This window comes from Algibacter sp. Ld11 (assembly GCF_045066735.1).
Taxonomy (GTDB): domain Bacteria; phylum Bacteroidota; class Bacteroidia; order Flavobacteriales; family Flavobacteriaceae; genus Algibacter.
This window is the reverse complement of sequence record NZ_JBISHH010000025.1, coordinates 596,959-621,370: the sequence shown is the minus strand read 5'-3', so window position 1 is coordinate 621,370 and position 24,412 is coordinate 596,959. Positions and strand designations below refer to the sequence as shown.

The following is a 24,412-nucleotide window of genomic DNA, read 5'->3' as shown; positions in this document are numbered from 1 at the left end:
ATTCTAATACATGAAATTAAATATAGCCGTATTGCCAGGCGATGGAATTGGCCCAGAGGTCACCGCGCAAGCCGTTAAGGTATTAAAAGCCATTGCTATGGATTTTAATCACATATTTACTTTCAATCATGGTTCAGTGGGCGCAGGCGCTATAGACAAAACAGGTAATCCGTTACCCCAAGAAACCATAGACACTTGTAAAAACGCCGATGCTGTGCTTTTTGGAGCCATTGGCCGTACCTCTTTCGATTTGGATCCTAATGCAAAAATACGCCCAGAACAAGGTTTATTACGGATTAGAAAAGAGCTAGGTTTACACACAAACATACGCCCAGTAATAGCTTATGAAGATTTACTAAGTAAATCTTCTCTAAAAGTAAAGCAAATTAAAGATGTAGATATTTTAATTTATCGCGAACTTACTGGTGGTATTTATTTTGGAGAACGCACACTAAGTGAAGATGGTAACACTGCAACCGATACTTGTACTTACAACAGGTACGAAATCGAGCGTATTACCCACGCAGCATTTAAAGCGGCACAGTCTAGAAAAAAGAAAATTACGCTAGTAGATAAAGCAAACGTTTTGGAAAGCTCACGCCTTTGGAGACGCATCGTGCAAGAAATTGCACCGCAATATCCAGACGTAAAATTAAAATACATGTATATTGATAATGCCGCTATGGAACTCATTATCAACCCAAGACAATTTGATGTGATTTTAACCGAAAATATGTTTGGCGATATTCTTTCTGAAGAAGCTAGCGTTATTGTTGGTTCAATAGGCCTATTGGCCTCAGCATCATTAGGCGATAAACACGCTATGTTCGAGCCTATTCACGGCGCATATACCAAAGCAGCAAATAAAGGCATTGCTAATCCAATTGCATCCATTCTATCGGCTGCCATGCTGCTAGATCACTTTGGTTTAGATGAAGAAGCCAACCGTGTTCGCGAAGGTGTCGATAAATCATTAAAATTACATATTACCACACCCGATTTAAATAACAAATACGATAACATTAGCACCACCAAGGTTGGAGATTTCATCGAAGATTTTATAAATCATCCCGACGAAACCAATCTAAACTTTACCAACATACATTTAGGGCAATCCACTATTATTTAATTACTTGAGTTAGTCACGCAGAACATTATAATTTCAGGAAACCCTTATACAGCGCATTTTTTTTAAAGTGCGCTTTTTTTATGCTTTTTTTTGGGCGTTACCAAAGGGTCGGGCTTTCCGCAGTCGCTTTTTTGTGTTGCAATAGGTGCAACAACACAAAAAGAGCTCCAACAATGCTGCAATCCCTAACGCAAGTATCCGCTAAGGCTATAGAGCAAGTATTAAGTAATTGTTTCTTTGTAGAGATTTACACTTTCAAAACAGAATATACGGTATAAACCCCTAATCTTCCCGTTTAGACAATCGTGTTGCTATTATGGTAATAATTAATATTTGCGACGCATGAAACAGCATTAAAGGCAATAAAACAATACCAATAGAAGCCATATTCCCAAATATAATTTTAGAAAACACCGTACCATGCACTAAAGACTTCTTGGTGCCGCAAAATTGCGCTGTAATTTGATCTTCTCTATTAAAATTCATTTTTCTAGACAAGAAGCCAATCAAAACAAAAACAATAAAAAACAACACCAACACGGCCACAAAAAGCAAGATTAAATCGACTACCGATACCGAACTAAATATGTTTCCTTTAAAGGATTCAGCAAAACTCTTGTAAATAATAAGTAAAATAACAGATTTATCAAAAAGCGTAAGCTTAGCGTTATGTTTTTGAACAAAAGCCCCAAAGTAGCGTTGCAACCCAAGCCCTAAAATAACAGGGAAAATAATTTGAATAATAAGCTTTATGTAAATAGACGTAAAGTCAAAATCGGTTTGAGCATCATTAACAAAAAGCCCCATCCAGAGTGGCGTTAGCGCAACACCTATAATACCCGAAATACTTGCATTAAAAATAGCAGCAGGTATATTACCTTTCGCTATCGATACCATAACCACAGATGATGATACCGTAGATGGTAACGCCGCTAAAAAAAAGAACGCCAACCATATCGTTTCTTGAGCCTCATTTTGTATTAAAGGACGCAAAGCAAGCACTAACATCGGGAAAATTAAAAACGTAGCACTTTGCACTAGCACATGTAGCTTCCAGTTTTTAAGCCCTGCTTTTAGCTTTGCCGGACTCAACTTAAGTCCGTAAAAAAAGAATATAAGCGAAATTCCTATCGCACTAATCGTATCGATAGGAATTTTGCTTTCACTTACGCCCCATTGCGGGAAAAAATAAGCTAATATTATAACACCAATAATAGATAAAACAAATTTATCAATTTTAATTTTATGCATCTTTAAAATTATAAATTACGATACAATATTAATATAGTTATGTGTTCAAGGATAATATTTTAAGAAAACAAGTTCTTCAAAATAAATCTAACTTTTATTAGCAAACCTTCATTTCGAATTAAGATTTATAATTTCTTCTACAAAACTGTTATAATCAAATCTTCTTTCTAAAACTATATTTTGCAATACCTCATAATTGCCTAGTTTCTGAGCAATTTTTTTCTTGTTTTTCAGTTTCCCAAAGTCAAAAAACTTCAACATAACAAACTTATTGTCAAAATCTAACAACAAAATAGAGCTTTTGAAAGAATTTGAACTTTCTCCTGTAGTTTCAAATAAGGTAAACCGACCTTGATCTATTAATTTAGCAAATTTATAGTAACCGAAACTGCCTATTTTTTTTATAAATCTTTTTAGATAAAGTTCTTCTTCAACCTTATATCCTTCAATTAAATCAGGTGTTAAATGCTCCGTAGAATCATCCATACTTTTCTTGAATTTAACACTATCAAAAGAAATACTTTTAGTTTTAACAAATCCCTGAATAGTATCTGTTTTAGTAAATACTGATGCTTTATTCCAGTTACCATTTTCTTGTGAAAAGGTTATTTGTGTGAAAAATATAAATAATAAAACAACTGTTCTAAACATTATTTTCAAAAGTTATATAAACTATAAACAACAGCAAAATCTGTTTGAACTAAAATTAAACAGGGAACTTAGCACGAATTTTATCTAAACATAAATTATGGATACTTCCGGCATGTGTGTGCTTTTTAGAGGTATCAGGGACGTAAGTACCATCTTGCACCTGTCCGCCAATTTTTTGGTATGCCTCTCTAAAACTTTGTCCTTCTACAACCAAAGTATTTATATTATCAACTGTGAAAAGGTATTTATATAAATCGCTATTTACATCAACGTCTTTCACTATAATTTGCTGAATAGAATAGTTAAAAATATCCAAGATATCTTTTAATTCTTCGAAAGCAGCAATCATGTTTTCTTTCAATAATTGGTAATCTCTGTGGTATCCACTTGGTAAATTATTGGTTATTAAAACCATTTCACCTTGTAAGGCCTGTATTTTATTACACTTACCTCTAATTAACTCGAAAACATCTGGGTTTTTCTTGTGTGGCATAATGCTACTTCCCGTTGTTAATTCGTCTGGAAAAGAAACAAATCCAAAATTCTGACTCATATATAAACAGGTGTCCATTGCAAAACGAGACAGTGTATTACACAAACTTCCTAAAGCCATAGCAATAGTTCGTTCGTTTTTACCACGTCCCATTTGTGCTGCAACCACATTGTATTTAAGTGTTGCAAAACCCATTTCTTTAGTAGTTAATTCTCTATCGATAGGAAAAGAACTTCCGTAACCTGCAGCCGAACCTAACGGATTTTGATCTACCGTTTTTATAGCAGCATCTAATAGAAACACGTCGTCTATCATTAATTCTGCGTATGCAGAAAACCACAACCCAAAAGATGATGGCATAGCTACTTGTAAGTGCGTATAGCCAGGTAAAACCTTATCTTTATAAGTATCAGCTAAGTCTAAAAGTGTATTAAAAAGTGTTTTAGTTTTATCTTTTATAACACTCAAATTATCTTTATAGTATAGATGGCAAGCCACTAAAACTTGATCGTTTCTAGAACGTGCCGTATGTATTTTTTTTCCAACTTCACCTAAAGATTTGGTAAGTTCGAATTCAATTTTAGAGTGTACATCTTCAAACTGCGCGTCGATAACAAAAGTTCCATCGGCAATTTGAGCTTCTAATCCTTTTAAACCACGTAATAAATCGACTAACTCCTCAACAGAGATAATTCCGATTTTTTGAAGCATTTTAGCATGTGCACGGGATGCAATTACATCGTACTTTGCTATATGAATATCAATTTCTCTATCATTTCCTACAGTAAATTGTTCTATTTTTTTATCTATTGAAATACCTTTGTCCCACAACTTCATCTTAATACTTTTTTTCTGTTTCCGCGAAAGCGAAAATCTATTGTTTATAGAAAGAAGAAAAATCTACTTTCCGTTTCTTAATTTATAATAACCTTATCTAATAATTTAATATATAAATCGACACCTTCTTCTATTTCATGCAAATAAATAAACTCATCTGCTGAATGTGAACGTGTGCTATCTCCTGGCCCTAATTTTAAAGACGGACAACTCAATGCTGCTTGATCTGACAAGGTTGGTGAACCATAAGTTTCTCTTCCCATAGTAATACCCGCTTTTACCAAATCGTGTTCCATTGGGATACACGACGAATTTAATCGCAAACTACGCGGTGTAATACTTGTACACGGTGCTTTTTCTTGCAAAACCTCAGCGATTTCAGCATTACTATAAGCATCGTTTACACGAACATCTATCACTAAATCCACATGGCCAGGAACAACGTTATGTTGCGAACCTGCATTAATTTGTGTCACTGTTAACTTTACGTCTCCTAAAGCTTTAGATCCTTTTTCGAACTTAAAATCTTTAAACCACTGTAACACTTCTATCGTATTATAAATAGAGTTATTATTGTTTGGATGTGCCGCGTGACTTGGTGTTCCGGCTACAACGGCATCGAAAACTACAAGGCCTTTTTCTGCCACAGCTAAATTCATTAAAGTTGGTTCGCCTACAATAGCCACATCAACGTGCGGTATTACAGCCAACATACTATTTAAGCCATTTGGCCCGCTACTTTCTTCTTCTGCGGAAGCAACTATAACCAAATTATATTTTAAATTGTCATGATTGTAAAAATGTGTAAACGTCGCAATTAAAGATACCAAGCAACCTCCAGCATCGTTACTACCTAAACCATATAACTTTCCATCTTCTACAATAGCCTTAAAAGGATCTTTGGTATATGCCGAATTTGGTTTTACGGTATCGTGATGCGAGTTTAAAAGTAAAGTTGGCTTACTATCATCAAAATGCTTGTTTAATGCCCAAACATTATTTTGAGTGCGTGTAAATTCAATATTATAACGCTTAAACCAATCTTCTATAAGTAATGCCGTTGGATCTTCTTCCGAAGAAAACGATTGTGTTTCTATCAGCTTTTTTAAAAGTGAAATGGCATCATTTGTTAAATCTTGCTGCGTCATTTTATAAAGTTATTTTTGTAAAATTATCATTTTCTTGGGTTAACATTTCCGTATTCCCCATGTTTATAGCGCTCACTCCATTATTTAAGGCCGCAAAACAATTTTCTAATTTAGGTAACATACCATCGGCAATAATGCCTTTTTCTAACAAATCTTTATACAAGTTAGTGTCGATATGTTTTACAACAGAGTTTTTATCATTAATATCTTCTAAAACCCCATTTAATTCAAAACAATAATAAATAGAAGTCTCGTATAGTTTACTCATGCCAATAGCGACTTGCGACGTTATGGTATCGGCGTTTGTATTTAGTAGTTGCCCTTTACCATCGTGAGTAATGGCACAAAAAACAGGTGTGAAATCGGCTTGAATTAATTTATCTATAGATTTGTGAGCAACCTTTTCAACATCGCCAACAAAACCAAAATCTACATCTTTCACAGGGCGTTTAACGGATTGGATACTATTAATATCTGCACCTGTTAACCCAATCGCATCAATGTTTAAAGCTTGAAGTTTAGCCACTACATTTTTATTAACCAACCCACCATAAACCATGGTAATAACCTCTAAAGTTTTGGCATCGGTAATACGCCTGCCATTTACCATCTGAGATTGAATGCCTAATTTTGATGCAACATGTGTGGCACGTTTTCCGCCACCATGCACTAAAATTTTTTTACCTTCTAAATTAGAAAATAACTTTAGAAAAGCATTTAAGGAAGTTTCATCTTCAATGATGTTTCCTCCTATTTTTATGATCGATAATTTTTCTTTCATTTATAAATTTTCTAAAATCTTCTTTAAAACCAATTGCGCTGCAAATGTTCTATTATTTGATTGTTGAATAACCAGAGAACTATCACTATCCAAAACTGCATCTTCCACAACCAAGTTTCGTCTCACAGGCAAACAGTGCATAAATTTAGCATCACCTATTTTATCTTTAGTAATCATCCATTCAGGGTCAACATTATCAACTAGACCATAATCTTCATAAGAACTCCAGTTTTTTGTATAAACAAAATCGGCATCCTTAAAAGCTTCTTCTTGATTGTGATAAATTCGCGTATCGCCAGTAATTTCCGGGTTTAAATTATAACCTTCTGGGTTAGCTATTACAAACTCCACATCCATTTTTCTCATGGCTTGTGTAAAACTATTTGCAACCGCATGTGGTAACGCCTTAATGTGTGGCGCCCAACTTAATACCACTTTTGGTTTAGATACCTTAGCGTGTTCTACAATAGTAATGGCATCGGTTAAACCTTGCAGTGGATGACCTGTAGCGCTTTCCATACTAATGACAGGAACTGATGCAAACTTTTTAAAGGACTCTAAAACATGCTCACTTTCATCCAACTCTCTATCTGTTAAACTCGGAAATGCACGAACTGCAATAATATCGCAGTATTGAGATATCACAGCAGCAGCTTCTTTGATGTGTTCGGCTGTATTACCATTCATTACAGTGCCATCTCCAAACTCAATTCCCCAAGCATCGCCAGAAACATTCATTACAATAGGGTTCATTCCTAAGTTTAAAGCCGCTTTTTGTGTGCTTAAACGCGTACGTAAACTAGAATTAAAGAATAATAAACCTAAGGTTTTATTTTTTCCTAGTTCAATGTCTTGCAACGGTTTTTCTTTTAAGGCCTTCGCTTCTTCAATCCAGGTATGGATGTTGTCGATATCGTTTATGGATGTGTAATGTTTCATTTTTTTAAACTTATTTTTAAACTTTCAAGGTTTCAGAAACCTAAAAAAGTCTTGTACTTTAACTATTTATTTCAGGCTACATTCGCCTAAAAACTTTCACTATTTAATTTTGGTGAACGACACTTTATTTTCAAAAGCATCGGTTATGAAATTATCTTCCAAACCGTTTACAATCCAAGTTTCTATATTCGCTTTTCGTGTAACAGCTGCTGCCTCTATTTTAGATTCCATACCTCCACTTCCGTGAGAAGATTTAGAATTAACAACTTGTGCCCTTAACTCATCAAAATCGTTAACCTCAGCAATAGTTTCAGGTATTCCTTTTTCAATAGATTCCTTTGTATAAATACCATTAGTATTGGTTGCTATTACAAGTAAGTCTACCTCCAAAAGTGATGCTGTTAAGGCTGCTAATTTATCATTATCGCCAAATTTTATTTCGTCTGTAGCGACTGTATCATTTTCATTGATTATAGGAATGTAATTGTTTTGTACTAGAACATTTATAGTATTAACAATATTGGTTTTACTTTCCTGTTTTTCAAAATCGGAATATGATAATAAACATTGTGATGTTAATAAACCATACTCTCTGAAAATTTCTTGATAAATACGAATTAAATGCGGTTGACCAATGGATGCCAAGGCTTGCTTAACAAAAACATCTTCCTGCTTGCTTTCTAACTTTACAAACTGCTTTGCCACAGCTATTGCGCCAGAACTTACAATTATAAACTCGCAAGTATCTTGAAGTTTTGCTATTTGATTGGCAACATCTTCAATTTTACCACGGGAAATATTGTTAGTCTCTTTGGTAAGTGTATTAGACCCTATTTTTAATAAAATTCGTTTCTTTTTCTGCATGCTATCTTGTTTGTCCGTTACCATGAACATACCATTTATTTGTAACTAAATGCTGCAAACCAATTGGTCCGCGTTGGTGTAATTTATCTGTACTGATAGCCAATTCACCACCTAAACCTAATTGCCCACCATCCGTAAAACGTGTGGATGCATTATGATAAACCGCCGCTGTATCTACGTTTTCCATAAACATTTTAGCTTCGTCATTATTTGTAGTAACAATAACGGAAGAATGTCCACCTGAATATTTATTAATCATGGCAATAGTATCTTGGTTAGATGCTATTTCGCCTATAAGTATTTTATAATCTAAAAATTCTTTATACCAAATATCTTCGGAAGCAATCGCTTCTACACCGTGGTTTTTAGAAATGCTAGCATCTCCTAAAACTTCAATATTGGCATCTTTTAATTTTGTAATTAATCGAGAAACAAATAAATCTTTATCAGCGAGATTTTCGTCAATTAAAATTTTATCAACCGCATTACAAGCAGAAATTTTAGACTTCCCATTCATAATAACATCTATGGCAATATCTAAATCAGCTGCTTCGTGTACGTAAACAAAATTATTACCACGACCACTAATAATTACCGGACATGTAGCGTGTTCTTTTACAAATGCTATTAATCGTTCGCCACCACGAGGTACAATTAAATCGACCTTTTGTGTTGGTTTTTCTAAAAATGCCTGAGTTTCTGTACGGTTAAATTGTAAATACTCAACCCAATCGGTTGATGCACCTTGCTCCTTTAGAGCTTGGTGCCATAATTCTACAATTTTTAAGTTTGACTTTAAAGATTCCTTTCCGCCTTTTAATAAAATTTTATTACCAGATTTAAAAGCAATTCCAGCTGCTTCTACAGTAACATCCGGACGCGATTCATAAATAATTAAAACCGTACCAAACGATGCCGTTTTATTATAAACCTGCATCCCGTTATCATGCTTAAAACTAAAACGCTCCACACCTACGGGATCATCTTGCGAAGCTAAATGGGTAACAGATTTAATCATTTCATCAACTTTAAAATCGTCAACTTTCAATCTATCAAACATGGAAATATCGTCTCCTTTATAAGCTTCTAAATCCGTTTTATTAATAGTAATGATTGCTTGTCGCTCTTGTTCTAAAAGCTTTGCCATTTTTAATAAAACAGCATTTCTAGTTTCTATAGATAATAGGGTGTTCATTTTATAATATTCTCTTGTTCTATTAAGGGTTGATTGTTAAAAATTGATCAATCTAAATCAATTTCTTGCTTAACGCAACAACCTAACCTCCATCTTTTATTACGCACTATACCTTACTTGGCAACAGCTTCTTCAATTTCGTTTAAAACTTCTACTAAAGCTTCAAAAAACATATTGATATGCTCTTTTCTAATCGTTAAAGGCGGTAAAATTCTTAACAAATTCTTATTCATTGCTCCACCGGTAAAAATATGATGCTTATAAATTAGCTCTTTGCGTAAATCGCCAACTTCAAAATCGAATTCTAAACCTAGCATTAAACCTCTACCTTTTATATTTTTTATTTGCGGAATGGTTTTAGCTAATTTCACAAAGTAACAAGCCATTTCATTAACATTATCAATCAAGTTCTGTTCTTCAATAACTCTTAAAACCGATAAACCTGCTGCACATGCTAAGTGATTACCTCCAAAAGTGGTACCTAACATACCAAATTTAGCTTCAATATTTGGATGTATAAAAATACCTCCAATCGGGAAACCATTGCCCATACCTTTCGCGATAGAAATAATATCTGGGGTTACATTATAATGCTGAAACGCAAAGAATTTTCCCGAACGTCCATAACCAGATTGCACCTCATCAGCAATAAAAAAAGTATTATTGGCTTTACACAACATATCAACTTGTTCAAAAAACTCAGCTGTTCCCTGATCTAAACCACCTACTCCTTGAATAAACTCGACAATAACGGCGCAAACATCTCCTTTTTCTAATTCTTTCTTTACTCCTTCAATATCATTAAGCGGTAAAATAGTTACAGCTTGTTGCGCATTAATTGGAGCAATTATATTTTTATTATCGGTTGCAGCAACAGCAGCCGAAGTTCTTCCGTGGAAACCATTACTAAAGGCAACAACACGTTTTTTGTCTGTTTTGAAGGATGCCAATTTTAATGCATTTTCATTAGCTTCAGCACCCGAGTTACATAAAAATAATTGGTAATCTGCACAACCAGATAATCGCTCTAATCTATTAGCCAACTTTATTTGTAATGGATTTTGAATAGCATTAGAATAAAAACCCAGCGCTTCTACTTGTTTAGTAATAGCCTTTACATATCTTGGATGAGCATGGCCTATAGAAATCACAGCATGACCGCCGTAAAGATCTAAATATTCTGTCCCATTTTCATCATAAACATAAACTCCTTTTCCCGAAACAGGGGTTACATCGTACAACGGATATACATTAAATAGTGGCATAGCTAATTATTTTTTATCTGGTTAATTTTCTCAAAAGATGCATTAATTCCTTTTATAAGTGACGAGCTTAAACCACGGTGTTCCATTTCGTTTAAACCCTCAATAGTACAACCACTAGGCGTAGTTACACGGTCTATTTCTTCCTCTGGATGTTTACCCGATTGTTTTAATAAACTAGCGGCTCCAAAACAAGTTTGCATAGCTAGCTGGTGGGCTTCATGAGCTTCGAACCCTAATTGAACAGCTCCTTGCGTTGTTGCACGAATTAAGCGCATCCAAAAGGCAATTCCACTCGCACAAATTACGGTAGCTGCTTGCAATTGTTCCTCTGGAATTTCCAACGAGGTCCCCATACTATTAAAGATAGTCATGGCTAAATCTATTTTTTCTTTTCCTTTTTTATTGGTAGAAATACAGGTCATTGATTGTCCCACAGATGCCGCGGTATTTGGCATAGCACGAACAACATAACTAGTTTCACCAACAATAGCCTCTATTCTTGCAATTGCAAAACCGGTAATTACAGAAATTAAAACATGGTTTTTACTTAAATGTGGTTTTAGCTCATTTAAAATACCCTCAAAATGTCTGGGTTGAATGGCAAAAATAAGAATATCCGCATGCTGGACAGCTTCAATATTATCTGTAGTTAAAGTGACTTTATCCGAAGCATCAAAATCCTTTAAAGCATTCAAGTTTCGTTTAGTTAAATATAAACTCGTTAACGCTTCCGAGCTTAATAAACCCTTAGCTATCGATTGCCCTAAGCTACCTGCTCCAATTATGGCTACTCTCATATGGCCTTATTTTATATACGTTCTTTTATGTTTCTGCGAAAAACAGAAATAGTCTTAATTAATTATTTTTTGGCGTTATCACAAGGAGTGGTCGCTATTCGCTGGTTTTCGTTCTAAATTAAAAAGAACTCACGAATATAAATATTTCACTACTAGTTTTCACGGTAGTTAGGTACCTTCAAACAAGCCCTTTCATACTTAATCCGCCACTCAGGTGTGCATACTCAAAATCTAAAACATTCTAGAAATAAGTCGCTTTTAAACCTAACCCAGTAGCTTCTTCTAAACCAAACATTAAATTCATGTTTTGCACGGCTTGTCCTGAAGCTCCTTTCAATAAATTATCAATAATACTAGTTACCAATAATTTACCGTTATGTTTATGTAAATGTATTAAACATTTATTAGTATTTACTACTTGTTTTAAATGTAATTCTTCATCAGACACAAAAGTAAATTTAGCATCTTTATAAAAATCTTTATACATCGCCTTTGCATCATCAATTGTACCAGTAAATTCAGTATAAAGCGTAGCAAAAATACCTCTAGAAAAATCGCCTCTATTTGGCATAAATAAAATATCGGCAGCAAAATTACTTTGTAATTGCTTAACCGATTGATTTATTTCTCCTAAGTGCTGGTGAGTAAACGGTTTGTAATACGAAAAGTTATTATCTCTCCATGTAAAATGGGTAGTTGCAGACAACGATGTTCCCGCACCAGTAGCACCCGTTACCGCATTAATATGAACATCCTTATTCAATAAACCAGCATTTGCCAATGGCAACAAACCTAATTGTATAGCTGTAGCAAAACACCCTGGGTTTGCAATATAATTTGCACTGACAACTGCTTCTTTATTTAGTTCTGGTAAACCATAAACAAATGATTTTCCTTTAAAAACTTTATCGGCTTCTAATCTAAAATCATTTCCTAAATCTATAATTTTTGTATCATCAGAAAATGTATTAGCCTCCAAAAACTTAACAGAATTACCATGGCCTAGGCATAAAAAAAGAACATCAACTTTTGGATTTACAGTATCTGTGAATTCTAAATCTAAAGTCCCTACTAAGTCTTGGTGCACTTTACTAATTTTATTCCCAGCGTTACTTGTACTAAAAACAAAATCTATTTTGGTTTCAGGGTGATTAATTAATAATCTAATTAACTCTCCTGCTGTATAACCAGCTCCACCAATAATTCCAACATTAATCATATTCTAAGAATTTACTTGTCTGTATATTTTATTTTGATTCCCTATAATTTTGATGAATCCTTTAGCATCATCTGCAGTCCACGCTTTATTTTCTTCGCCGTAAGTACTAAACTTGCTCGACATTAAATCGTGCTTAGATACTATTCCATCTAATGAAAAATGGTAAGGTTTTAAAGAAACTACAACATCTCCAGAAACCATTTTCTGAGAACTTTGTAAAAATGCTTCCGTATCTCTCATTACTGGGTCTAAATATTGTCCTTCATGCAAATGCATACCGTAAAAACTAGAAAGATAATCTTTATGTTGTAATTGCCATTTTGTTAAAGTATGCTTCTCTAACAAGTGATGTGCTTTTACAGTAATTAAAGCAGCTGCAGCTTCAAAACCAACACGTCCTTTAGTTCCAACAATGGTATCTCCAACGTGAATATCTCTACCAATAGCATAAGCAGAAGCTATGTTATTTAAGTTTTCAATATTAACTTCTGGTGCATTTTCTTCTCCATTTAAAGCTACAAACTCTCCATTTTTAAATGTTAGCGTTACTTTCTCTTCACCTTCTTTTTCTAATTGCGATGGATATGCTTCACTAGGCAATGGTTTTTCAGAATTTAAGGTCTCAACACCTCCTACACTAGTTCCCCAAAGCCCTTTATTTACAGAATACTTAGATTTTTCCCATGGCATATCAATACCTTCAGCTTTTAAATAATCTATTTCTTCTTGTCTTGCTAATTTCTTATCTCTAATTGGCGTAATAATTTTAATGTTCGGTGCCAAGGTTTGAAAAATCATATCAAAACGTACTTGGTCATTCCCTGCACCAGTACTACCATGCGCAATATACTCTGCATCAATACTTTTAGCATATTCTATAATTTCAATAGCTTGAATAATACGTTCTGCACTTACAGACAATGGATAGGTACCATTTTTTAAAACGTTTCCAAAAATTAAATACTTAACTACTTTGTTGTAAAATGTAGCTACGGCATCAATATTTTTGTAAGTTGAAACGCCCATTTTATAAGCGTTACTTTCAATATGTTCAATTTCTTCAGGAGTAAATCCACCTGTATTAACACTAACAGCGTGTACATCGTATTCTTTAGATAAACTTACTGCGCAATATGATGTATCTAAACCTCCACTATATGCTATTACTAATTTTTTCATTTAATTATATTTGTATAACTTATTTATTTTAATTGTCCTATCTCAGATTTGAAGCATTCATTAACATAATACCTAAAACTAAACTCATCCCGCAATTTCCCTAATTTCTCAAGTTCTTCAACCAACACAGCAGACATATTAGACAAGCGAACATGCGTCATCCCAAGCATTTCATTGTAGTGATGTACTTTAGGAGTCTGTGCCACCGAAATTAAAAAAAAATCAGAAAATAACTCGGTCATTCTAGCCATTAATAATAAACCAAGGTTATAACTTCTACAATCTCGATCTACCCATAACGATGTACGCTCAAAAACAGAATGCCCTTTTACTAAGTGTTCATGAACAAAAATATGACCATAAATACGATCGTTTTTTTTCAATATAAAACAACCATTTTCAGAACGCTTTCTAAGCATTTCTACATCAACATAATACAAAGTATTAAGCTCTTTTGATCTTTCTGAAATAATTTCTAAAGTTTTGTTTGAAAGCTTATAGACTAACTTAATTTCTATATCCTGTTCATCACAATATAGCTCCGCTTGCTCTATAACCGTATTTATATCCATGTGCAATGTAGTATCCATTTTAGTGTGTTGTTTTGCAAAACCAATATTCAATTTAATCGATAACTTAAAAATCAATAATTGATTCTTAAACCTAAAATATTCTTTAAACCATACTTAATTTAAGGATGATTTATTTAATTTTTAAAAAATAACGAAAATTCGAAAGCGAATAGCTTTCTTAAACTGAAAAGCCCCTAGGGGCGAGTTTGAGGAAAACGCACAACAGATGCTATAGTATTTACTACTAAAGCAGAAGAGATAAGAGATATGTTGTTTCCTGTTTTCACTGAATAACTACCTTAAAAATTAACTCTAAATCGTCGGCGTGAGCCCCTTTCGTTAATATAAGCCGCAAAATTACAACTAATTATGGATTACACAACATTAAATATAAAAAATAGAGCATATTTATATTTAATGTTGTGCAATTATATTAATCTCACATTTTTATTATCGAAAAGCAGAGATAGATTAATATTTCTTAAAAAATTCAATATTCCTATTTTACGAAATTGAAATTTCTTGAAGATGGGGTGTTAGCAGACGGAAAATCATCTGGCAACTCCGTTTGAGTCACTTTATTAGTTGCAGCCCACTCTACCCCTCGTTTTAGTAAAGTTATAAAACCGACACATTCAAAAGATTTAGTGTCGTGCCCCAAAGTAGTATGGAATATTCGGCCTTTACCATAGTTTATAACCATGACTACAGGTTCTTTTTGTTCCAACTCTGGCTTTTTCTTAGTAGATACAGCAGTAGCTAAAATGGTTACATTTTCGGCTGGACCTCTTAAAAACGCATAACATTCATCTGGTGCATGCATCCAAACCTTTGGCATACCTTTAGTAATTGGATGCTCTGTATTGTAGTTAGTTACAGCAAAAGCCTCTCTTTTACCATGCGTTCCGCCATTACCCGGACTGTAATCTTTTTTAGGCTTATTGTCTTTATCAATATATAGGTATGGACCATGCTTTTCCGTACGTCCTCCCCAACCACCAATGGCAATCATTTCGTTATAAGCCGTCCATTCTGGAAAACTATTGTCAGCTGCATGTACACTTACAAAACCACCTCCTTTTTTAATATATTTTTCAAAATTCTTTTGTACTTTATCTGGCCACGAAGCAGCTTTATGTCCAAAGTTAGAAATCACTACATCATATTTTGAAAATTTAGGATTAAAATCTGGATCCGTTTTCGGCTTGCCTTCAATCCCTTCTTCAACCTTTGCAAATCCTAACCATTCTTTATTTTGCTCACTATTATTTAAATACTTAGTTCTAGCAATATCTACAGTAAACATACCTGTCTCCTCAAGATATTGTTTCATCATGATGGTGGACTTTGGCCAAACCGTATGATTATTTTGTCCATCAACAATAAGTACTTTTATTTTACTTTTAATTGGATTACACGAATAGCTATTGCTAATAAAACAAAGACTAATTAGTAAAACAACAATACGATTTATCATAATTTCTATTTTTTTATAATTCTCTTACCCAAATATTTCTATAACTAACACCACTATTATCCCGATGATCTTGCAACTTAATTGGTGCTTTTCCGTGTGGGGTGTTTTTAGGCCAGCCAATAAATGCTGTAGAGCCTTTAATTTTATAATGATCTTGAATTAACACACCATTATGAAGCACCGTTATTGTACCCGCTTTTGTTTTATCGCCTGCTTCACTAAATACGGGAGCATGATAAATTATATCATAAATATTCCAATGCCCTATTTTTGAAGATGCCTGAGCTAGCGGAATACTTTGCTTGTATATAGAGCCTACTTGACCATTTACATAGGTTTCGTTGTTATTATTATCCAATACTTGCACTTCATATCTGCCTTGGATAAAGACACCACTATTAGAACGACTTTGCCCCTTACCTTTTATTTTTTCTGAAGATTTCCATTCTAAATGAAGTTGAATATCCCCAAAATTACGTTTGGTTTGTATATCGCCTGCTTTGTTTTTAACAGTCATGCTTTTATCTGAATTTAAAATCCATTCCACACCTGAAGCATCAGCAGAGGACTCCCATTCACTGAAATTTTCACCATTAAATAATACAATGGCATCCGATGGAATTTTAGTATCCTCGTGCACTGTAACCACTTTGGGTTTAGGTTCCCAAGCCTCAGTAGCTTTTGGCTCTGTTGGTTCCATAAGCTCTTGCTGAGAATCCACTTTATGTTCGGAATCAACAAACACAACTTTATTGTTACAAGAAATAAAAACCAGCGCTATTAAAATTATTAAACCTTTATTCATTAAATTCCTAATATACTTTTTAAATAGGCTTCATCTGGCTTTGCTCCAGCAAAATCATCAAAGCTACGCTCTGCTGCTTCAATAATGTGTTTCTCGATAAATGGCGCACCTTCTCTAGCCCCTTGACTTGAAGATTTTATACAGCACTCCCACTCCATTACTGCCCAAACGTCGCAGTCGTACTTGGTAAGTTTTGTGAAAATACTTTTAAAATCTACTTGTCCATCTCCTAAAGATCTAAAACGACCAGCACGATCTTGCCAATCGGAATAACCACCGTAAACACCTTGTTTACCAGACATATTAAATTCTGCATCTTTTACATGAAACGCCTTAATACGTTCGTGATAATAATCTATGAATTTTAAATAATCTAATTGTTGAAGTACAAAATGACTCGGATCGTAAAGAATATTAGCACGTTTATGATTTTCAGTAGCTTCTAAAAAACGCTCAAAAGATACACCATCATGTAAATCTTCTCCAGGATGAAGCTCGTAACAAATATCTACTCCGTGTTCGTCAAAATGATTTAAAATTGGAGTCCAACGCTTTGCCAATTCTTCAAATCCCATTTCCACTAAACCTTGAGGACGCTGCGGCCATGGATACATAGTATGCCACAATAACGCGCCAGAAAATGATGCATGAGATTTTAAACCTAAACGCCCACTTGCTGTTCCCGATTTTTTAACAAAATCAATCGCCCATTCCGTTCTTGCTTTTGGATTTCCTTTTACAGCATCGGGAGCAAAACCATCAAATAAAGTATCATAAGCGGGATTTACAGCCACTAACTGCCCTTGTAGATGTGTAGATAATTCTGTGATTTCTAATCCATACGAATTCACTTTTCCTTTTAGCTCATCGCAGTAGGTTTGACTTTCGGCAGCTTTTTCAATATCGATTAATCCCGTTTCCCAGGTTGGAATTTGAATGCCCTTATACCCCAAATCGGCAGCCCATTTACATAAATTATCTAAAGTATCAAATGGCGCTTCACTTCCTGCAAATTGCGCTAAAAAAATAGCCGGTCCTTTTATTGTTTTCATGTTTTATCTTGTTTTTTTTTGGCGTTACCCAAGGGTCGGGCTTTCTCTACTCGCTCCCTTCCGTTGGTCGGGGAGCTTAAACAGGCCGTTCAATCCCTAACGCAACATCCACCAATTTTAGTTATATCGTTATTCTATTTTTGTCCAAGCAGCATTATTTTTATCACTTGCTACGGCTGCATAAATAAATTGCATACCTCGAATACCATCTTTCACCGTTGGATAATCTGGTTTATCAATAGTTTCACCATTTAAAACAGCCATTAAATGTGTTGCGAAATTTTTATAAATAGTTGCAAAAGCTTCTAAATATCCTTCTGGATGTCCTGCCGGAATACGAGAAACATTTAGGGCTTCTTCATATAAGTTATTCCCATTTGGTGTATATATTTTAACAGGCTCTTCTAACCAATGCGTAATTAATTGGTTCGGATTTTCTTGATGCCATTCCAAGCTTCCTTTTTCGCCATAAACCTTTATAGCTAAATTATTTTCTTCTCCTAAAGCAATTTGCGAAATAGACATGGTACCTTTAGCTCCATTCTCCATACGCAGTAATAAATTACCATCGTCATCAAGCACACGGCCTTCTCCAAACTTTCCTAAATCTGCAGCAAGTTCTTCAATTTTTAGACCTGTAATGTATTCGGCTAAATTTTCAGCATGTGTTCCAATATCACCTAAAGCACCACCAATACCAGATTTACTCGGGTCTACTCGCCAAGAGGCCTGTTTCTGTCCGGTTTGCTCTACAGCCGTAGACAACCAACCTTGCAAGTATTGCACTTGTATTTTTCTAATTTTACCCAAATCACCTTTAGCAACCATAGCTCGCGCTTGCTTTACCATGGGGTGACCAGTGTAATTATGCGTTAAAGCAAAAAGCTTTCCGCTTTTTTCAATTATAGTTTCTAAAGCGATAGCTTCCTCTAATGTTAACGTCATCGGCTTATCGCAAACCACATTAAACCCATTTTCTAAAGCTAATTTTGCAGGAGGAAAATGCATATGATTTGGCGTTACAATAGAAACAAAATCCATACGAATACCTTCAGGAAGTTCCTTTTCTTTTAAAATCATTTCCTCAAAACTACCATAGCACCTATCTTCTGGAAGATATAATGCTTTTCCTGATGTTTTGGACTTTTCTTCATTACTACTAAAAGCCCCGCAAACTAATTCTATCATACCATCAATGGCTGCGGCTCTGCGGTGTACATCTCCGATGAATGATCCGGCACCGCCACCTATCATTCCCATTCTTAATTTTCTTGTCATAACTAATTATGCTTTTTCTGTTTTATTTCTTTTTTTCATATAAAATTTTAAACCTAAAAAGGCCACAATAAGGATTGCGGGTAAAATAGACATGGTTCTTAATGCTTCCGATGCATTGGCATCATCCATCAATTTCCCCATAATTGGTAATACTAATGATACAGAAAACATACCTGCTCCACCCATAATTGAAAGCCCTAGTGCTCCCGTTTCTGGTAAATATTCTGCAACAAAGCCTAACATGGTTGGCCAAAAGAATGTTACACCAATCGCAAAAACTGCTGCTGCAACAAACGTCATTCCGCCACTCGTTACTGTTAACAGCCATAAACCTATAAAAGTGAATATTGCTGAATACAATAACATACCCGAAGGTTTTAATCTATGAACCACCTGCCCTGCAGATAATCTTCCTAACGCCATAATACCATTAATAAAAGCTAAAACTAACAGTGGCACAGCAACCGATTCTTTTAATAAAGACTCTATACGCTGCGTGGTACCTAACTCTGACGCAGCTGTTAAAAGCATACAAAACACCATTAACAGAAACAAAGGTTTCCCTACACTTGCAAACATTTTCTTGTTGCTTATACCCATTTGCACTCGCTCGGTGACCGGGAATTTTTGCCCAAAAAACAATACAGCATATAATACCAATGGTATAAATAAAGTTGAAACCATAATTTGCCAACTTAAGCCCATAACATCCATAACGAGCCAGCCTACAATAGAACCAATAACGATACCGCCAGGAAACCAAACATGAAATCTATTTAGCATTTTTGTTTTTTCGTTGGTATACATAGAAGCAATCATAGGATTTAAAGCCGCTTCTACCATGCCATTTCCGATACCTACAAATAATGTTGCTAAAAACAGTGAGGTCATAGAATCGGCCATAATAGTCCAAACAATTCCAACAGCGTGCATTACGAAGGCAATCCATGTGATTTTTTTAATACCTAAAAAATCGACTAATGGTCCGCCAAAAATCATGGCTAATGTAAAGCCAAAAAAAGCAGGTGTAAATGCGTAACCTATTTGTTCTAAAGTTAAACCTACGCCTTCTGGGCCAAAAACAGTTTCTAATCGTGCGCGAATGGCAAATGTCATTGCCGTTGTAATTAATGCTAAACAACTCCCAAGAAAGAGTCGCTTCTTATTAATGTTTTCCATTTTAAAATTTTTAGTTGGTTTGGTTGGTGTACAAATTACATCATAACATTAACTACAAAACGTAACAAAATAAACCTCTATGATAGATTATCGATCTAAAAGGATCGTTTTAGTTTTGATATAAAATTTATAACTGTAATTTCTACTTAGTGAAAATAGAGAATAGATTTTTAAATAACGTGTATTTTTATTCAGTGAAATAATTTAAACACATTCTTCATGGGTAATCGCATGCTTAACTCTATACATATTAGGCGAGCATTTTTCATGCTTTTTAAAAACTGTTGCGAAATATTGACTCGTTGCAAAACCACACATATACGCAACTTCTGCAATAGTTAATTCACTGTTTTCTTTAAGAATTTTTTTAGATAAATCGAGACGCTTCATGGTTAAATAACGCATGGGTGTTACATTAGTTAAACGCTTACAATGATGTGTAAATCTTGTTACTCCAACTCCTGCAGACTCTGCCATAAGTTCTACAGTCCAATTTTCAGATAAATTATTAATTAATTCATCTAAAAAGAATTTTACACTACGAGAACTATCCGTTAGTTTTTCATCCAACACAACATCATCTGTATTTAATAAATCCAATAAAAGAATTAATAAGTAATTGACTAATAATCTTATTTTAGAGGCGTTACTACCATTTTCATCAGAATTAACTGCTTTATTAATTCTTGAAAAACAATCGCGAACGGTTTGATCTGTTTTCCAGATGGATTTCTCATTCTGTCTTAAAATAGTTGTAAGTCTATTTAAATCTTTTGGCGTCAAGGTTATCCACTCTGGCCAAACCCAATCTTGATGTGGCCTTCGTACACCTAAATCAATAATAACCCAATAGAACTTCCCCATACCAACGTATGGATTTCCTACTTTATGTGCCTCCCATGGGCGCGTAATTGTTAAATGGTTAGGCGTTAATAACACTTCTTTGTTTTCCTGAGAATAAGGCATGGAACCCGATTCTAAAAAATGAAATTCAATACCTTCATTACGGTGCCAATCGAGGCCCCAATCTTGCGGTTCATTAGCATCCCAATACCCAATACTATTTATACCCAAGGTATGTTCATCTAATCGATCGCCAGGGTATGTATGCCTCGCTAAAGCTTTAAACTTTATTTTTTTTCGATTAAACGCATCAATTAATGGCAAACAAGTATCAGCATGGTACACAATACCATCAGCCTCATAAGGCTCAATATTTATTTTGTTTACTTTCACTGAAATTATTTGAACATTTACACCACGCAAAGTACATATTTTTTATCAAATAAAAATTTGTGTTCCGTTAAAATTGATATAACAGATTGCTTTTACTACGTTTCTTAGTCTTGTTTAAATCCTTTCAGTGACAATATCCAAACAAAAATGTAGATAAATTTTATAAATTTGTGTTCGATTATGAACCAACTATTTCACCCTAGAAACTTATGACCAAAATTAAACTACTAGTATTTACTCTGATGCTAGCACAAACATTATTTACAAATGCTCAATCTTCTATTAACGGTATAATTACAGATAATAATAACCAACCTATATCTGGAGTATCCGTTAGTTTAAATACTAACCCCGTCATTTTTAGTATCTCAAATGATGAGGGTAAATATAATTTAAGTAACATTCCCTCTGGAGACTTTATTATTAGTATTTCTCATTTAGGCTTTAAACCTATTAAAGATGCCATTAAGATTAGTAGGGAAAATATGGCACTGTCCTACATTCTAGATACCGATTTATTGGATTTACACACCGTTGTTGTTACAGGTAGTTTTACTCCAAAAACACAATTAGAATCGAGTTCTTCGGTAAGTACTTTAAATACTCAATCCTTAAAACAAGTGGTTCCGCAAGGCACGGCAAATTTATTACAAAACATCCCTGGCACTTTTGTAGATGCCTCTGCAGGGGAGGTTTTTACTCGTGTTTATACCCGAGGAGTTTCGGCTGCAGCCGAAGATGATATGGGTTGGTATTATGTATCTTTACAAGAAGATGACTTACCCGTAAGTTTGGTACAACACTCATACTACGGACCAGATTTATTCCATCGTGTAGATTTAATGACTGCTAACGTTGAAGCTCTAAGAGGTGGTAGCGCATCGATAACTGCTATGAATGCCCCAGGTGGTGTTTATAACTTTATTTCAAGAAACCAAACGTCGAAAGAACTAAATGGAGAAGTTCAACTTCAAACAGGTATTAAAGGAGAAGGAAATGCCTATTACCGCGGAGATGCCGTCTTAGGCGGGACACTAGGAAACAACTGGAGTTTTAATGCGGGAGGCCATTATAGACATGATGATGGCGCAAGAAATACAGATTTCACTTTTAGTAAAGGCGGACAGTTTAAATTCAACTTAACTAAAGTGAACTCTCGTGGATATTTTAAACTTTACGGAAAATATTTAAATGATTACACAAATCGTTACAACGGCGTTGCTGCGACAAACTGGGATAACCCCAAAGCTGCTTTTGGACAAGATTTTAATTCTACAGCGCTTTTAATGCCAGCTTACTCCGCCTCTATTCCAGATGGTCGTTATTTAGAGACTGGTAAAACAAATAGTTTTAACCCATCAAAGGGTGTTCATGCTAAAGACCTCGCGTTTGGTTTCGATTTATTCCAAAACTTAAATAATAATTGGTCTATAAAAAACAATATGAAGTTTTCGACTAAAAATGCTAATTGGCAAACCTCTATTAGTAATGCTTTTGTATCTCTTAGCGATCCAACAACTTATTATTTACCAAGTAATGGCAATCCATTCCCTGTTGGGCAAATTATTTTTAAAAACGCCCAAACTGGAGCAGAAATGGCTAGAATTGATAACAGCCCTATTTTTGCAGGAAGCCCTATAAATTATTTAACTGATGACACATTACCAAACGATGCCGTTTTAGGAACATCAACATGGTATAAAGACAATGATGCTGATGAGTTTATGCAACAATTAACCTTAAGAAAAACGTGGGATTATCACGATTTTAGCTTTGGTTTTTCTACCGGCATATCCAACACATCTGTTTTCACACAAGGTAGTTTCGCGTTTTCAACTTACGAAAACAACCCAACAATGCTACAAGTTACTTTAGAAAATCCAAACGAACCCATTCTTTACTTATCTGATGAAAATGGAGTGAGCAATTATGGCGGCTTGTTCTTTACTAATAGTCGCGCCGATGTTTTTCAAGCAGCGACATTTGCTAACGACATATGGAAACTATCTGATAAAATTCAACTCGATTTAGGTATTCGCTACGAAACTATTTACCATAAAGGGAGTAATGACCGCAGTGCGCCTTTTACGCAAAATGGTGGTTTAGATGCAGATGAAACCACTATTTATGATAACAACATTTTACAGCCAACAGGTGAACGCGACTCCTTTAATTTCAACTATAATTACTTATCATATTCAGCAGGTTTAAATATTAAATTAACAGAAGATGTTTCTTTATTTGGTCGCTATTCAAGAGGAAATAAAGCACCAGAGTTAAATTATTATTTCAACAACTTTGCTAACGTGCCTATTATTAAGGCGGGCGAAGTTCAAAAAATTAAACAAGCGGAATTAGGACTAAAATCAGCTTTAAAAGATTTCTCATTTACAACAACACTTTTTTGGAGTCAATTAAAAAATATTGGAGTTTCTAATTTTGAATTTGATGATAATACAAGTAGTATTTTTTACACGCCAATACAGTTTAACAGCTCACAGACATTGGGATTAGAATGGGAAACCATTTACAATCCTATTCAATATTTAACCTTTCGTTTTAATGGTGTTTTACAAAACCCAAAGGCCACAAAATGGAATATTTATGATGCCGCGGGATCTGTTGATATTGCAGATGATAGTATTATAGACTATTCAGGAAATAGATTACCATTCAATCCAAAATTGCTATTTAATTTATCTGCAGAATTTCAGAAAGACAAAGTTTCATCTTTCATTAAATGGAAATACACAGGCAAACGTGAAGGCAACGTAGCAAACGCTTTTCAATTGGCTGCTTACAGTGTTTTTGATGCTGGTATGGGATATCAAATAAATAAAAATTTAAGCGCACGCCTTTTAGCAAGTAATATTTTAAATTCTGACGGTTTAGCTAACTTTTTTGGAGCAAATTCTTTTGGAGCAAATGCCAATGGAACAACTCAAGAATATATTAACGAAAATCCTGACGCTAGTTTTATTGTTGTACCAGTTATACCAAGATCGACACTATTACAATTAAATTATACATTTTAAGAACCATATTATACACATAAAAGACCATAT

The 24,412-nt window shown here is 34.5% G+C and carries 21 protein-coding genes; 2 read left to right on the top strand and 19 right to left on the bottom strand.

Going from position 1 to position 24,412, the window contains the following annotated elements; all coding sequences use genetic code 11:
* Positions 1 to 10 precede the first annotated feature (10 nt).
* The gene (gene leuB / locus ACJJV4_RS16335; RefSeq protein WP_405296382.1) at positions 11 to 1,129 is read left to right on the top strand and encodes a 3-isopropylmalate dehydrogenase; all 1,119 of its coding nucleotides are present in this window, start codon (positions 11 to 13) and stop codon (positions 1,127 to 1,129) included.
* A 282-nt stretch (positions 1,130 to 1,411) separates the two neighbouring features.
* Here the strand turns inward: leuB and ACJJV4_RS16330 are convergent, their stop codons facing one another.
* From ACJJV4_RS16330 to ACJJV4_RS16240, 19 genes are all read right to left on the bottom strand, one after another.
* Complete coding sequence (locus tag ACJJV4_RS16330; RefSeq protein WP_405296380.1) at positions 1,412 to 2,380, bottom strand: bile acid:sodium symporter family protein; 969 nt, start codon at positions 2,378 to 2,380, stop codon at positions 1,412 to 1,414.
* A 108-nt stretch (positions 2,381 to 2,488) separates the two neighbouring features.
* A complete protein-coding gene (locus ACJJV4_RS16325) occupies positions 2,489 to 3,031 on the bottom strand; it encodes a hypothetical protein (protein ID WP_405296378.1) in 543 nt (180 codons plus the stop codon).
* Between the two features lie 55 nt (positions 3,032 to 3,086).
* A complete protein-coding gene (gene argH, locus ACJJV4_RS16320) occupies positions 3,087 to 4,361 on the bottom strand; it encodes an argininosuccinate lyase (protein ID WP_405296376.1) in 1,275 nt (424 codons plus the stop codon).
* A gap of 77 nt (positions 4,362 to 4,438) precedes the next feature.
* Complete coding sequence (locus ACJJV4_RS16315) at positions 4,439 to 5,509, bottom strand: M20 family metallo-hydrolase (RefSeq protein WP_405296374.1); 1,071 nt, start codon at positions 5,507 to 5,509, stop codon at positions 4,439 to 4,441.
* Position 5,510: 1 nt separating this feature from the next.
* Positions 5,511 to 6,290, bottom strand: coding sequence for an acetylglutamate kinase (argB, locus tag ACJJV4_RS16310; RefSeq protein ID WP_405296372.1), 780 nt, complete (start codon positions 6,288 to 6,290; stop codon positions 5,511 to 5,513).
* Entirely contained in the window at positions 6,291 to 7,229 is a 939-nt protein-coding gene (locus ACJJV4_RS16305; RefSeq protein WP_405296370.1) for an acetylornithine carbamoyltransferase, read from the bottom strand.
* A gap of 99 nt (positions 7,230 to 7,328) precedes the next feature.
* Positions 7,329 to 8,093 (bottom strand): glutamate 5-kinase, encoded by a 765-nt coding sequence (proB, locus tag ACJJV4_RS16300; RefSeq protein WP_405296552.1) that lies wholly within the window; start codon positions 8,091 to 8,093, stop codon positions 7,329 to 7,331.
* Position 8,094: 1 nt separating this feature from the next.
* A complete protein-coding gene (locus ACJJV4_RS16295) occupies positions 8,095 to 9,288 on the bottom strand; it encodes a glutamate-5-semialdehyde dehydrogenase (RefSeq protein ID WP_405296368.1) in 1,194 nt (397 codons plus the stop codon).
* A gap of 113 nt (positions 9,289 to 9,401) precedes the next feature.
* The gene (locus ACJJV4_RS16290) at positions 9,402 to 10,553 is read right to left on the bottom strand and encodes an aspartate aminotransferase family protein (protein ID WP_405296366.1); all 1,152 of its coding nucleotides are present in this window, start codon (positions 10,551 to 10,553) and stop codon (positions 9,402 to 9,404) included.
* 2 nt (positions 10,554 to 10,555) lie between these two features.
* Positions 10,556 to 11,350, bottom strand: coding sequence for a pyrroline-5-carboxylate reductase (proC, locus tag ACJJV4_RS16285; protein WP_405296364.1), 795 nt, complete (start codon positions 11,348 to 11,350; stop codon positions 10,556 to 10,558).
* 241 nt (positions 11,351 to 11,591) lie between these two features.
* Positions 11,592 to 12,569 (bottom strand): N-acetyl-gamma-glutamyl-phosphate reductase, encoded by a 978-nt coding sequence (gene argC / locus ACJJV4_RS16280; protein ID WP_405296362.1) that lies wholly within the window; start codon positions 12,567 to 12,569, stop codon positions 11,592 to 11,594.
* Between the two features lie 3 nt (positions 12,570 to 12,572).
* Entirely contained in the window at positions 12,573 to 13,748 is a 1,176-nt protein-coding gene (locus tag ACJJV4_RS16275; RefSeq protein ID WP_405296360.1) for an argininosuccinate synthase, read from the bottom strand.
* A gap of 23 nt (positions 13,749 to 13,771) precedes the next feature.
* On the bottom strand, positions 13,772 to 14,338 hold the full coding sequence (locus ACJJV4_RS16270) for a hypothetical protein (protein ID WP_405296358.1): 567 nt from the start codon (positions 14,336 to 14,338) through the stop codon (positions 13,772 to 13,774).
* 481 nt (positions 14,339 to 14,819) lie between these two features.
* The gene (locus ACJJV4_RS16265; RefSeq protein WP_405296356.1) at positions 14,820 to 15,797 is read right to left on the bottom strand and encodes a ThuA domain-containing protein; all 978 of its coding nucleotides are present in this window, start codon (positions 15,795 to 15,797) and stop codon (positions 14,820 to 14,822) included.
* 13 nt (positions 15,798 to 15,810) lie between these two features.
* A complete protein-coding gene (locus tag ACJJV4_RS16260; protein ID WP_405296354.1) occupies positions 15,811 to 16,602 on the bottom strand; it encodes a DUF1080 domain-containing protein in 792 nt (263 codons plus the stop codon).
* Positions 16,602 to 17,654: a sugar phosphate isomerase/epimerase family protein gene (locus tag ACJJV4_RS16255; RefSeq protein WP_405296352.1), complete on the bottom strand. Its 1,053-nt coding sequence runs from the start codon at positions 17,652 to 17,654 to the stop codon at positions 16,602 to 16,604. The genes ACJJV4_RS16260 and ACJJV4_RS16255 overlap by 1 nt, the downstream gene beginning before the upstream one ends.
* A gap of 129 nt (positions 17,655 to 17,783) precedes the next feature.
* The gene (locus ACJJV4_RS16250) at positions 17,784 to 18,932 is read right to left on the bottom strand and encodes a Gfo/Idh/MocA family protein (RefSeq protein ID WP_405296350.1); all 1,149 of its coding nucleotides are present in this window, start codon (positions 18,930 to 18,932) and stop codon (positions 17,784 to 17,786) included.
* Between the two features lie 6 nt (positions 18,933 to 18,938).
* Positions 18,939 to 20,111 carry an MFS transporter gene (locus ACJJV4_RS16245; RefSeq protein ID WP_405296348.1) on the bottom strand — a complete coding sequence of 391 codons (1,173 nt, stop codon included), beginning with the start codon at positions 20,109 to 20,111 and terminating at the stop codon, positions 18,939 to 18,941.
* Between the two features lie 204 nt (positions 20,112 to 20,315).
* The gene (locus ACJJV4_RS16240; protein ID WP_405296346.1) at positions 20,316 to 21,347 is read right to left on the bottom strand and encodes a helix-turn-helix transcriptional regulator; all 1,032 of its coding nucleotides are present in this window, start codon (positions 21,345 to 21,347) and stop codon (positions 20,316 to 20,318) included.
* 209 nt (positions 21,348 to 21,556) lie between these two features.
* On the opposite strand from ACJJV4_RS16240, the gene ACJJV4_RS16235 reads away from it, so the two are divergent.
* Positions 21,557 to 24,382: a TonB-dependent receptor gene (locus ACJJV4_RS16235; RefSeq protein WP_405296344.1), complete on the top strand. Its 2,826-nt coding sequence runs from the start codon at positions 21,557 to 21,559 to the stop codon at positions 24,380 to 24,382.
* Positions 24,383 to 24,412: the final 30 nt, after the last annotated feature.

Excerpts from the sequence above, each read along its gene's own strand:
- ACJJV4_RS16305 (WP_405296370.1), bottom strand. The coding sequence starts at position 7,229 with ATGAAACATTACACATCCATAAACGATATCGACAACATCCATACCTGG.
- ACJJV4_RS16295 (WP_405296368.1), bottom strand. The coding sequence starts at position 9,288 with ATGAACACCCTATTATCTATAGAAACTAGAAATGCTGTTTTATTAAAA.
- ACJJV4_RS16245 (WP_405296348.1), bottom strand. The coding sequence starts at position 20,111 with ATGGAAAACATTAATAAGAAGCGACTCTTTCTTGGGAGTTGTTTAGCA.
- ACJJV4_RS16330 (WP_405296380.1), bottom strand. The coding sequence starts at position 2,380 with ATGCATAAAATTAAAATTGATAAATTTGTTTTATCTATTATTGGTGTT.
- leuB (WP_405296382.1), top strand. The coding sequence starts at position 11 with ATGAAATTAAATATAGCCGTATTGCCAGGCGATGGAATTGGCCCAGAG.
- ACJJV4_RS16255 (WP_405296352.1), bottom strand. The coding sequence starts at position 17,654 with ATGAAAACAATAAAAGGACCGGCTATTTTTTTAGCGCAATTTGCAGGA.
- argB (WP_405296372.1), bottom strand. The coding sequence starts at position 6,290 with ATGAAAGAAAAATTATCGATCATAAAAATAGGAGGAAACATCATTGAA.
- proC (WP_405296364.1), bottom strand. The coding sequence starts at position 11,350 with ATGAGAGTAGCCATAATTGGAGCAGGTAGCTTAGGGCAATCGATAGCT.
- argH (WP_405296376.1), bottom strand. The coding sequence starts at position 4,361 with ATGAAGTTGTGGGACAAAGGTATTTCAATAGATAAAAAAATAGAACAA.
- ACJJV4_RS16315 (WP_405296374.1), bottom strand. The coding sequence starts at position 5,509 with ATGACGCAGCAAGATTTAACAAATGATGCCATTTCACTTTTAAAAAAG.
- ACJJV4_RS16270 (WP_405296358.1), bottom strand. The coding sequence starts at position 14,338 with ATGGATACTACATTGCACATGGATATAAATACGGTTATAGAGCAAGCG.
- ACJJV4_RS16250 (WP_405296350.1), bottom strand. The coding sequence starts at position 18,932 with ATGACAAGAAAATTAAGAATGGGAATGATAGGTGGCGGTGCCGGATCA.
- ACJJV4_RS16265 (WP_405296356.1), bottom strand. The coding sequence starts at position 15,797 with ATGATAAATCGTATTGTTGTTTTACTAATTAGTCTTTGTTTTATTAGC.
- ACJJV4_RS16290 (WP_405296366.1), bottom strand. The coding sequence starts at position 10,553 with ATGCCACTATTTAATGTATATCCGTTGTACGATGTAACCCCTGTTTCG.
- ACJJV4_RS16325 (WP_405296378.1), bottom strand. The coding sequence starts at position 3,031 with ATGTTTAGAACAGTTGTTTTATTATTTATATTTTTCACACAAATAACC.
- ACJJV4_RS16235 (WP_405296344.1), top strand. The coding sequence starts at position 21,557 with ATGACCAAAATTAAACTACTAGTATTTACTCTGATGCTAGCACAAACA.
- ACJJV4_RS16275 (WP_405296360.1), bottom strand. The coding sequence starts at position 13,748 with ATGAAAAAATTAGTAATAGCATATAGTGGAGGTTTAGATACATCATAT.
- ACJJV4_RS16260 (WP_405296354.1), bottom strand. The coding sequence starts at position 16,602 with ATGAATAAAGGTTTAATAATTTTAATAGCGCTGGTTTTTATTTCTTGT.
- argC (WP_405296362.1), bottom strand. The coding sequence starts at position 12,569 with ATGATTAATGTTGGAATTATTGGTGGAGCTGGTTATACAGCAGGAGAG.
- proB (WP_405296552.1), bottom strand. The coding sequence starts at position 8,093 with ATGCAGAAAAAGAAACGAATTTTATTAAAAATAGGGTCTAATACACTT.